Raw genomic sequence first — 417 nt, forward strand, 5'->3', positions numbered from 1 at the left:
AGCGGCTGACCTCGATCACCCAGGTCTCCAGCGCCCCCGACCAGTCGGTGACCGACCGCTACACGATGTGGGCGGCCGCCGGGTCGATGTGGCGCCAACGGCCCGCCGCGGGCGTGGGCCTCAAGGGCTTCCCCGCCCACCGCGACGGACACTCCTCGCTCGGCCTGTCCTCGGGCAGCGACACCGCCGGCGCCGGACAGGCCTACCTGCGCCAACCGCTGCTGTCCCCGCACAACATGTACCTGCTGATCCTCAGCGAACAGGGACTGATCGGGCTCACCGCCCTGGTGGGCGGCTGGGCGGTGCTGCTCGTCGCGGGCCTGCGCCGGTACGCGAGCGGGCGCGGGATCCGCGACTGCGGGCTCGTCGCGCTCGGGCTCCTCGTCTGGCAGCTGACCGACTTCCTCTACGCCGACA

General features: G+C 72.9%; 1 protein-coding gene. It reads left to right on the forward strand.

All coding sequences use genetic code 11. The annotated features are described in order from the left end of the window. The coding region (locus tag G3I71_RS48625) for an O-antigen ligase (protein WP_164325390.1) at positions 1 to 417 on the forward strand (417 nt) is incomplete at both ends.

The sequence above is a fragment of the Streptomyces sp. SID12501 genome, from assembly GCF_010550245.1.
In the GTDB taxonomy this organism is placed as follows: domain Bacteria; phylum Actinomycetota; class Actinomycetes; order Streptomycetales; family Streptomycetaceae; genus Streptomyces.